The 10,268-nt window shown below is 32.5% G+C and carries 9 protein-coding genes; all 9 read right to left on the bottom strand.

Annotation, left to right across the window (positions count from 1 at the left end; genetic code table 11):
• The coding region (locus CKF59_RS06560; protein WP_119535146.1) for a 2-C-methyl-D-erythritol 4-phosphate cytidylyltransferase at positions 1–821 on the bottom strand (821 nt) is incomplete at its 3' end.
• A 9-nt stretch (positions 822–830) separates the two neighbouring features.
• Positions 831–1,208, bottom strand: coding sequence for an FtsB family cell division protein (locus CKF59_RS06555; RefSeq protein ID WP_119535145.1), 378 nt, complete (start codon positions 1,206–1,208; stop codon positions 831–833).
• A 26-nt stretch (positions 1,209–1,234) separates the two neighbouring features.
• On the bottom strand, positions 1,235–2,512 hold the full coding sequence (hemL, locus tag CKF59_RS06550; RefSeq protein WP_119535144.1) for a glutamate-1-semialdehyde 2,1-aminomutase: 1,278 nt from the start codon (positions 2,510–2,512) through the stop codon (positions 1,235–1,237).
• A gap of 1 nt (position 2,513) precedes the next feature.
• Complete coding sequence (gene mreD / locus CKF59_RS06545) at positions 2,514–3,020, bottom strand: rod shape-determining protein MreD (protein ID WP_119535143.1); 507 nt, start codon at positions 3,018–3,020, stop codon at positions 2,514–2,516.
• Positions 3,020–4,117 (bottom strand): rod shape-determining protein MreC, encoded by a 1,098-nt coding sequence (gene mreC, locus CKF59_RS06540; RefSeq protein WP_119535142.1) that lies wholly within the window; start codon positions 4,115–4,117, stop codon positions 3,020–3,022. The genes mreD and mreC overlap by 1 nt, the downstream gene beginning before the upstream one ends.
• A gap of 70 nt (positions 4,118–4,187) precedes the next feature.
• A complete protein-coding gene (gene metG / locus CKF59_RS06535) occupies positions 4,188–6,239 on the bottom strand; it encodes a methionine--tRNA ligase (RefSeq protein ID WP_119535141.1) in 2,052 nt (683 codons plus the stop codon).
• A gap of 48 nt (positions 6,240–6,287) precedes the next feature.
• A complete protein-coding gene (gene glyS / locus CKF59_RS06530; RefSeq protein WP_119535140.1) occupies positions 6,288–8,381 on the bottom strand; it encodes a glycine--tRNA ligase subunit beta in 2,094 nt (697 codons plus the stop codon).
• Between the two features lie 17 nt (positions 8,382–8,398).
• A complete protein-coding gene (gene glyQ, locus CKF59_RS06525) occupies positions 8,399–9,340 on the bottom strand; it encodes a glycine--tRNA ligase subunit alpha (RefSeq protein WP_119535139.1) in 942 nt (313 codons plus the stop codon).
• A 26-nt stretch (positions 9,341–9,366) separates the two neighbouring features.
• Positions 9,367–10,107 carry a ribonuclease PH gene (gene rph, locus CKF59_RS06520; protein ID WP_119535138.1) on the bottom strand — a complete coding sequence of 247 codons (741 nt, stop codon included), beginning with the start codon at positions 10,105–10,107 and terminating at the stop codon, positions 9,367–9,369.
• Positions 10,108–10,268 lie beyond the last annotated feature (161 nt).

The following is a 10,268-nucleotide window of genomic DNA, read 5'->3' as shown; positions in this document are numbered from 1 at the left end:
ATATCTGAAAAATACATTAAAACTGCACTTTCATCGGTTAAACTAGAAAATATTTGAGAAGCAGGCATACCCTCTAAATTTTTATTATACAATAACTTATTTTCAGCTATTTTACTATTTTCTAGTTTTTTTAGAGCTGAAAACTTCTCAAGATATCTAGTATAAGGTTGATAATAAGACTCCTTTTCTACCGACTCATTTAAATATATAAAGATTTTTGTCAAAAGATAATACAAATATAACAAATTAAAAGTTTGTGGAGTTTGAGCTAAAACTAAATGATCTCTATTTAGATTTTCTTTGACTAACTCTTGTTCAACTCTTTTTACCGAATCTACAATTCGATTAATCGGTAATATTCCCCCAACAATTGGATCATTAATTTTACCCTTTTCTAAGATCTTAGACAAATTATCTAACTTACTTGTTGAGTCTTTAATTCTTGTTATATCCTCTTTAGTGATACAGGGTCTAGCTGCATCATGAATCATGACAAAAGTATCTTCAGGTTGCCAAGAATTTTGCCAACACACTTCCATCGCATTGGCAAGTAGTGAGTACACGGTATGGATTCTTTGTCCATAACCAAAGCAGGTAAGTATATTGGGTTGAGAAGAGATTTTTAGCTTCGACCATAAATGATCATCTTTGCTGACTGCGACTAGAGTTTTGTCAACTTGCCCTAAAAATTTTAATAAGCTTATTTCTAATATCGCTTTTTCTTCTCCAGCATATTCTAATTGCAAGTATTGTTTCGGAATATTCTGTTGCATTCTTGAACCAACACCAGCAGCACATACCAAAGCCAAAAATCTAGACATTCAATCTACCTAATTTTTTCTATTAAAAACTGGATTGAGAACAGGAGCATTAGCTGCGGGAATATATTTATTACTTTGTCCTTTTGAATAGAAAGTTGGCAAAATTTGACTATCTATAATACGAAAGAAAATTTCATCCTTTCTAATATAATTTAATTGTCTTCTTGCAAAAGATTCATAAGTAAATAAATTATTAGTTTTTAAAGCTTCTACTCTCTGTTGTAAATAATCGTTTTGAAGTTGAAGCTTTGTGTTTAAAGCATACTGCTCACTAACTTTTGCACGCATATCTTTTAGATAAATATACCCATTTCTTCCCGCTATAATGCCGTAAACTAAATATAATATTACGCACAAAAGCAACAAATTAAAAACTTTAAACCCCATATATCAACCTCAAACTATTTAACTAACTAAAGATTTGCAAAAGCTTTTTCTGCAACCTCAAGAACAAAATCTAAATCTTCTTTTGTATGTGCTAAAGACATAAAGCTAGATTCAAATGCTGATGGAGCAAAATATACTCCATTTGCTAACATAAACTGATGGAATTTTTTATATTTTTCAATATCAGCTCTAGAAGCGGTCTCTAAATCCACAACCTCTTCTTTTGTGAAGAAGAAACCAAACATTCCTCCAACTTTGGTGGTATAAAAGTCATGCCCATACTTATGAGCTAAGACTTGTAGCCCCTCTATGAGGTAAGTCGTACTCTGTTCTAGGTTTTTATAATTACTTTCATGATTTAGTAATTTTAATGTTGTTAAACCTGCAGTCATAGAAATGGGATTACCTGATAGGGTACCAGCTTGATACACCCCACCTAAAGGAGCAATTTGTTGCATAATTTCTTTTTTGCCCCCAAAAGCTCCAACCGGCATACCACCGCCAATAATCTTTCCAAGAGTAATTAAATCAGCATTTATCCCAAATAATTTTTGACTTCCAGCAAAATCGACTCTAAAGCCTGTCATTACCTCATCAAAAATTAATAAAGCTCCATACTGATCACATAAAGCTCTTAATCCTTGTAAAAAACCTTCAACTGGAGGAACACAATTCATATTTCCTGCTACAGGTTCAACAATAATACAAGCTATCTCTGTAGGATTAGCTTTAAATAAAGCTTCTACAGAAGCCAGGCAATTATACTTAGCAACTAAAGTATCTTGAGCAGCTCCAGGCGTAACTCCTGCCGAACTCGGAGTTCCTTGCGTTAATGCACCTGAACCCGCATTTACTAAAAGAGCATCACTATGTCCATGATAGCAACCAGCAAACTTAATAATCTTATTTCTTCCCGTATAACCACGAGCAAGTCTTATTGCACTCATGGTTGCTTCTGTACCAGAAGAAACCATACGGACTAATTCTAAGTTTGGAATATGTTGCGTTAAGTAATCAGCCATTTCTAGCTCTAAAGCTGTAGGAGCACCAAAACTTAAACCATGTGCTACTGATTCTTGAACAGCTTTAGCTACTTGTGGATGATTATGCCCTAAAATAGCAGGTCCCCAAGATCCTACAAAATCTATATATTTATTTCCGTCTACATCATATAGATATGCTTTATCGGCTTTGTCAATAAATATAGGCTCTCCATAAACTCCCGTAAAAGCTCTTACCGGACTATTTACGCCACCAGGGATGTGTTTTTTACTTTCTGTAAAAAGTTGTGTTGATTTTGTCATCTTATTTACCAAAATTAATACGATAACGTTTTGCTAACCACAATTGTAAAATACCAATTGCAGTAAATAACCATGCCCATATAATGGTCGAAGTCAATATAGGCAAGAAGAACTCTTTATTAAATTGAATAAAATTATAAGAAAATAATTCTAAGGCAAAAATAACTATAGAGTAAATCAAAATAAGTAATGCCGTACATATAGTTTGGAACATAAAACCTACATTTACATACAACTTACTCAAACGTGTATTTATAAAAGTTACAATAAGAAAAGCTATAGCGTGTTCACCTAATTGGGTTCCTGCCAAACTATCGCTTAGTAATCCTACAACTAAGGCGGTAACATAACCTACCTTGCGTGAATCCTTAATTGTCCAAATTAAGAGAATAATTAAAATCCAATAAGGACGTAAACTTATATATTCACTACTCCAAGGCACAGTAGAAACTACAAATCCTAGAAAAAACGTAAAATAAATGAAGAAAACTCTAATTAGATTATGCATTAATTAGTTCCTCCATTATTTTCTAACTTTCTTTCCGGATTTATAACATAACAGTTTTGATGCCCTAAATTTACATCCCCACTATAGGATAATGAAGTTACCATAGTAACATGCTTAATATTTTCAAGATATCTTGCAAATGTAAGAGTTTTTGGATCTATACCCTTGTATTGATAATCTAAAAAGCTTTTAGCTTTTCGGTTTTTGTTAACTCTTTCAAGCACTTGACTCAAATACCTACGTTGATACACTAAATTTGCCGAAACATTATCTGGTAAAACTTGACAATAAGGCCAAGCAGCTACCATATAACGTAAACTATTGAGTTGTGCTAAGGGGGTAGCATAAGCTCTTATAACATTTCCATTATTATCCTTAGTTACTTTGATAATTTTTGCTACTGGATAATTAGAGATAAAGCGATTTGCTAAGCCTGATGTGTAAAGTAAGTCACCTACTTTTATCTCTGAGTTTCCTCTCACATACTCAACTAAAAGTTCATTACTGTTTGTTCCTTTTAATAAATATTGCTCTTGATTATTTAGATTATAAACAGGAACATAAGAATTTATGTCGGTAATCATTAAAACCCGACTTTGACGATCTGAAACAGAAATGATTTGTCCAATTAATCCTAGAGAATCAAATATGTTTTGTCCATAAAAGATTCCATCTTCAGCACCTCTATCAATAAAGATAATATTATTTTTTACCCCTTGCTCAGTATTAATAATATTTACTGCTAAAGTTCGTGCAACTTCAGGATTGTTGATCCCGAACAAAGATTTTAATTGCTCATTTTCTACCTGTAAAGCCTGTAAACGTGAAAGTTGGGATTTTAATTCAGCAACTTGACGTTGTAACTGCTCATTAGCAGTAGTCAAGGCTCCTACATCCTTAAAATTAGGAGAAATATGATTAACTATCTGATTAGTTCCATAGTTAATTATAAAAATTCTATTCGTTAAATTATCTAAATAGGTTCTAAATGGTTCTATTGATTTTGTTACTGATAAACAAAATAGCGTAATTGCTATTAACATGCATACGATTGCACGCCATAAATGTTTTGGTTTATAGAAAATAGCATTATTCACTATATTTATTCCATAGATTAGAAATAAACCACTAATGAATTATTAGTGGCTTATTTCAAATAATTATCGATTAAGCTACCTTACCAGGAGATTTTTTCCCATTAACCGTAATTAGATTTAACCCATCTGCAGTTTCAGCTGATAAGATCATCCCTTCTGAAACCCCAAATTTCATTTTACGAGGAGCTAAATTTGCAACTACGACTACATTAGTACCAACTAATTCTTCTGGTTTGTTGTAATATGATTTAATACCTGAGAATATATTTCTAATATCACCATTACCTAAATCAACTTTAAATTGTAATAGTTTATTTGATTCTTTCACTTCAGAGCATTCTAAAACTACTCCTAAACGTAAATCTACTTTTGTAAAATCATCAATAGAAATAAACTCTCTTGGTTGGACATCTTCCTGTCCATTATTTTGTTTAGCTTCAAAGTCTTGTTGTAACTTTTCATTTAAGGCTTTTTCAGCTTGAGCTTCTGCTTTTGATTCTTCGATTAGTTTCTCAAATGTTGCATTTTCTAATCTTGTAAAAATCGGAGTAAACTGATTAATTTGTTTACCAAATGGAAGCTGATTCAAACTAGCCCAAGTTAAACTCTCTCCTAAAAATGCTTCAGCTTTGGCTACTATTTCAGGAACTATAGGTTTTAATAAAGTCATGATAGCTCTGAAATAGAAAATTGTTTGTGTACAAACTCTATGCAATTCTTTTTGACGTTCAGGATCTTTTGCAATTACCCACGGTGCTCTTTCTGTAAAATAACGATTTGCTTCATCAGCTAAAGCAGAAATTTCACGAATTGCTTTAGAATAATTTAGCGAATAGAAAGCTTGCCCTATCTCTTCAAACTTAGTGGTAAATGCTTGATAGTTTAATGGTTCATCAAGATCTACAGCTAAACGATTATTAAATTGTTTTGTTAAGAATGAAGAAGCCCTTGAAGCTATATTCACATATTTGTTCACAATATCGGCATTAACACGAGAAACAAAGTCCTCTAAATTTAAATCAACATCAGCAATTGATGGATTTAATTTAGCTGCATAATAATAACGTAAAGCATCAGCTTCTACATATTTTAACCATGTTTTCGCTTTAATAAAGGTTCCACGAGATTTTGACATCTTAACCCCGTTAACCGTTACATAGCCATGAGCAAAAATATTACTTGGTAGACGATATCCAGCTCCCATTAATAATGCAGGCCAAAACAGAGAGTGGAAATAAATAATATCTTTACCAATGAAGTTATACATTTCCATTTGCTCATTATCAGCACTGATTAAACTTTCATAATCTAGACCTTTTTCTTGGCAAAACTCTTTGAAGCTTGATAAATAACCAATTGGAGCATCTAACCACACATAGAAATACTTATCAGCTTTTCCTGGAACTTCGATTCCAAAGTAAGGAGCATCACGAGAGATATCCCACTGTTGTAAACCTTGTTCAAACCATTCACGCATTTTATTAGCGATCTCAGGTTGAATCTTACTTTCAGTTAACCAGGTTTGAAGTTTTTGTTCAAATTGTGGTAAATCAAAGAACTGATGTACAGATTTACGTAACTCAGGTTTCGATTTTGAAAGAACTGAATAAGGATTTATTAATTCAGTTGGTGAATATATTGAAGAGCAAACCTCACAGTTATCACCATATTGATCAGGAGCATGACAATTTGGGCATTCACCTTTAATGTAACGATCTGGTAAGAACATTTGTTCTACCGTATCATAAAACTGCTCAATTTCTTTTTCAACAATATAACCTTTTTGCTCAAGATTTTTATAAATCTCTTGCACATTATCATGATGAATTTTATTCTCAGTCGAACTAAAATTATCAAAACTTATATTGTAATCTTTAAAAATATCTAAATAATTATTTCTAAAGTCAGTAACCAGTTGATTAGGAGTTATTCCTAGTAAACGAGAACGTAACATAATTGGAGTTCCGTGAGCATCTGCTCCTCCAATAAATGAAACATCTTTACCAATCATTCTTAAATAACGTACCCAAATATCAACTTGAGTATATTCCAACATATGCCCTAAGTGTAGATCATTATTTGCATATGGTAGAGCCACGGTAACTAGAGTTTTTTTCGACATAATATTCCTATAAGCATCCTAAATTTTCTTCTAGGATGCATCTATTTTTTAATAATTTAAAGCTGAAATATCTGCTACTAAGCTAAATAATAAATGTAATTTATTTAATAAAGCATATCTATTTGCTCTGATATCTTCATTTTCAGCATTTACAACTACATTATCAAAAAACGTATTAATATCTTCTCTTACACTTGCTAATTCAGAAAGTAATAGGAAGTATTCTTGACTACGATATAAAGGTAAGCAACGCTCTTCTAATACTAATAGATCTTGATATAAATTGATTTCTTCATTAGTTTCAAATAAAGCTTCATCAATTTTTTGTTCACTTGCATTAGCTGATTTAGATAAGAAATTATTTACACGTTTATTTGCAGCTACTAAATCCGCACAAGCAAAATTATCTTTAAATTCATGTACCGCTTTAAGACGTAAATAGAAATCATAAGGATTATCTATTTCTAAATTCTGTACAGCTTGAATTTCATCAACCGTATACCCTTGTTCTTCGTATAGAGATCTTACACGTCCATTTACAAAGCTTAAAATATCCGCTTTTAATTTCTCAGGTGCAACTGTTAATTTATCACCATAAATTTCAATTGCAGCTTGCACTAAATCACCAAGATGGAGATTAAAGCCATTTTCAATTAAAATTCTTAAAATAGAAATTGCTGCACGGCGTAAAGCAAATGGATCCTTAGCTCCTTTTGGAGGCTGATTAATTCCAAAAATTCCTACTAAAGTATCTAATTTATCGGCTAAAGATAAAATCGATCCCGTAAGAGTTGATGGTAATTCATCTCCAGAAAAACGAGGTAAATACTGCTCAAATAAAGCTTTTGCTACTTCAGGATTTTCTCCAAACTCCTGAGCGTAATACATCCCCATAATCCCTTGAGTATCCGTAAATTCAAATACCATATTGGTCATGAGATCACATTTAGCTAAACGAGCTGCACGCATAACTAATTCTACATTTCCACCAAGCTTTTGGGCTAGAACACTTGATAGTTTTTCTAAACGTAAAGTTTTATCGTAAACCGTACCTAATTGATTTTGGAACACAACCATTTTTAAGCGTGGTAATAAATCTTCTAATGGTCTTTTTAGATCTTGCTCATAGAAGAACTTAGCATCAGAAAGACGAGGACGAATTACTTTTTCATTACCAGCAATAATTAGACTAGGATCTTGAGGATTTACATTTGAAACAAAAATAAAGTGAGGTAATAATTTACTAAATTTGCTATCTGCAAATAATGGGAAGTAACGTTGATCCCCTTCCATAGTATGAATCAGAGCTTCTTTAGGAACTTTTAAAAACTCTTTTTCAAAGTTCGCAATTAAAACATTAGGATATTCTACTAAAGAAGTGATTTCATCAACTAGATCATCTTCTAAATTCACAAAACCATTATTTTGTGTAGCTAATTTTTTTACTTGCTCTAGTATTGATTGACGACGCTTAGTAAATGAAGCAATTACCATCCCTTCGTTTAACAGTCGAGTTTCGTATTCATCAGCATGATTTAAACAGAGTTCTTTTGTTCCTAAGAAACGATGTCCAAACACTTTACGATCAGATTTAATACCAAAAGCTTGACCATCTAATACTTGATCATCTAAAAGCATAGTAAAAGTATGCACTGGGCGAATAAAACTAAATTCGTGACTGCCCCAACGCATTCCTTTAGCTACAGGAATTGCTGCTAAAGCTTCTTCAACAGCTAAAGGTAATAACTCCTGTGCACTTGCTCCAGGTTGTTCAAAAGAATAGTATAACCAAGCCCCTTTATCTGTTTCTAAAAAGCTAACTTGTGAAAAATCTAGATTATTAGCATTTAACCACCCTTGAGCTGCTTTTGATAAGCTTCCGTCTTCATTAAAGCAAGCTGATTTTGCTGGTCCTCTCTTTTCAATTAATTGACTATCGGCAACACTATTTAAACCTTGGAGGTAAACCGCAATTCTTCTCGGAGTAGCAAAAGCTTCAATACTTTCATAAGCAATATTAGCTTTATGTAAAGCTAATACTAAGCCCTCTTTAAAACCATTACTAATATCTTTTAAATCTGATGGAGGTAATTCTTCAGTACCTAACTCAACTAAAAAGCTATGTTTATTTAGTTCTGTCATTTTTAGCTCTACCTTGTTTATTTCTTATCTAAAGTTTGCATACGGTCACACATTGGAAAACCTAAAGCTTCACGACTCGCATAATAAGCTTCTGCAACTAATTTAGTTAATGTACGTATACGTAAAATATATCTTTGTCTTTCCGTAACAGAAACAGCCTTTCTCGCATCTAAAAGATTAAAACTGTGAGCCGCTTTTAAGATTTGCTCATAAGCTGGTAAAGGTAGAGGTTTTTCTAACTCTAATAAACGTTTTGCTTCTTTTTCGTAGTGTTCAAAACTTGAACTTAAAAACTCTATATCCGCTTGTTCAAAGTTATAAGTTGATTGCTCTACTTCATTTTGTTTAAAAATATCTGCGTAGTAGGTTTTTCCTAGCGGACCATCACACCACACGAGATCGTAAACATTATCAACTCCTTGAATATACATAGCTAAGCGCTCTAAACCATAAGTTAACTCACCAGTTACAGGTTTACATTCAAGTCCACCTACTTGTTGGAAATAAGTAAATTGCGATACTTCCATACCGTTTAACCATACTTCCCAACCAAGTCCCCAAGCACCTAAAGTAGGATTTTCCCAGTTATCCTCTACAAAACGTATATCATTTTCCACTGTATCAAATCCTAACATTTTTAAAGAATTGATATAGAGTTCTTGAATATTTTCTGGAGAAGGTTTTAAAATTACTTGAAATTGATAAAAATGCTGTAGACGATTTGGGTTTTCACCGTAACGACCATCAGTAGGACGACGAGATGGCTGTACATAGGCACAACAAATAGGCTCTGGTCCTAGAGCACGTAATACTGTCATTGGGTGTGAAGTACCAGCTCCTACTTCTAGATCTAGTGGCTGAACAATTGTACAACCTACACTGCCCCAATATTCTTGTAACGCTAAAATTAGTCCCTGAAAGGTTTTAATATCAAAATGAGTTTTAAAGTTATTTTCCATGAATGAAATTCTCTTCGCCGAGAGTATTACTTATCAATACCTAAGCTTTCTTTTTGTAATGTTATAATTTTTTCAATACTATCTTGACCTAATGTATACACTTGGTCTAACTTTTGCTTACTAAAACTCTGCTTCTCTGCACTTAATTGAAATTCAATTACTTGTGCTGACTCACTCATCACAAGATTACAATCTGCTCCAATATTTGAATCTTCACTATAATCTAGATCGACAAGGATATCATCATTATCAATACCGATAGAAATAGCTGCGACAAATTCTTTAAACGGATTTTCAGCAACTAAACCGTTAGTAACTAGGTACTGACAAGCATCATATAAAGCAATACATGCTCCATTTATAGCTGTAGTTCTTGTTCCTCCATCAGCTTGAAGCACATCACAGTCAATAACAATAGAAATGTCTTGCATCTTCTCTAAATCAACAGCATTGCGTAAGGCTCTACCAATTAAACGTTGAATTTCCATAGTTCTACCAGAGATACCACCACCTTTACGTCCTTCACGAGAGTTTCTCGTACTTGTCGCACGTGGAAGCATATTGTACTCTGCAGTTAACCAACCATGATTTAATTTTTGGTCTTTGATAAATTGAGGCAACTTATTACTAACTGAAGCTGTACATAAAACCTTAGTCTGCCCAAACTCAATTAATACAGATCCCTCAGCCCAAATATTACAATTTCTGGTAATCTTAACTGGACGAAATTCTGAGTTGCTACGATTAAATGATCTTGTATTCGACATTGCTAAATTATTTTCCAATTTTTTTGATTTTTATAACAATACATTGTTATCTTTTACTTTTATAACAAATAAAATTGTTATTTTTATTAAATAAAACAAAATAAAGCTTATTTTATGTAATAAAAATTACAATTTTTTACGTATTATATTTTATCATAAAC

Origin of the sequence: Psittacicella gerlachiana, assembly GCF_003585965.1 — a bacterium.
GTDB classification, from domain to species: Bacteria; Pseudomonadota; Gammaproteobacteria; order Enterobacterales; family Psittacicellaceae; genus Psittacicella; species Psittacicella gerlachiana.
Note: the sequence above shows the minus strand (reverse complement) of the source record. Positions and strands in the feature narration are given on the sequence as shown.

Excerpts from the sequence above, each read along its gene's own strand:
- CKF59_RS06555 (WP_119535145.1), bottom strand. The coding sequence starts at position 1,208 with ATGGGGTTTAAAGTTTTTAATTTGTTGCTTTTGTGCGTAATATTATAT.
- glyQ (WP_119535139.1), bottom strand. The coding sequence starts at position 9,340 with ATGGAAAATAACTTTAAAACTCATTTTGATATTAAAACCTTTCAGGGA.
- metG (WP_119535141.1), bottom strand. The coding sequence starts at position 6,239 with ATGTCGAAAAAAACTCTAGTTACCGTGGCTCTACCATATGCAAATAAT.
- rph (WP_119535138.1), bottom strand. The coding sequence starts at position 10,107 with ATGTCGAATACAAGATCATTTAATCGTAGCAACTCAGAATTTCGTCCA.
- glyS (WP_119535140.1), bottom strand. The coding sequence starts at position 8,381 with ATGACAGAACTAAATAAACATAGCTTTTTAGTTGAGTTAGGTACTGAA.
- hemL (WP_119535144.1), bottom strand. The coding sequence starts at position 2,512 with ATGACAAAATCAACACAACTTTTTACAGAAAGTAAAAAACACATCCCT.
- mreD (WP_119535143.1), bottom strand. The coding sequence starts at position 3,020 with ATGCATAATCTAATTAGAGTTTTCTTCATTTATTTTACGTTTTTTCTA.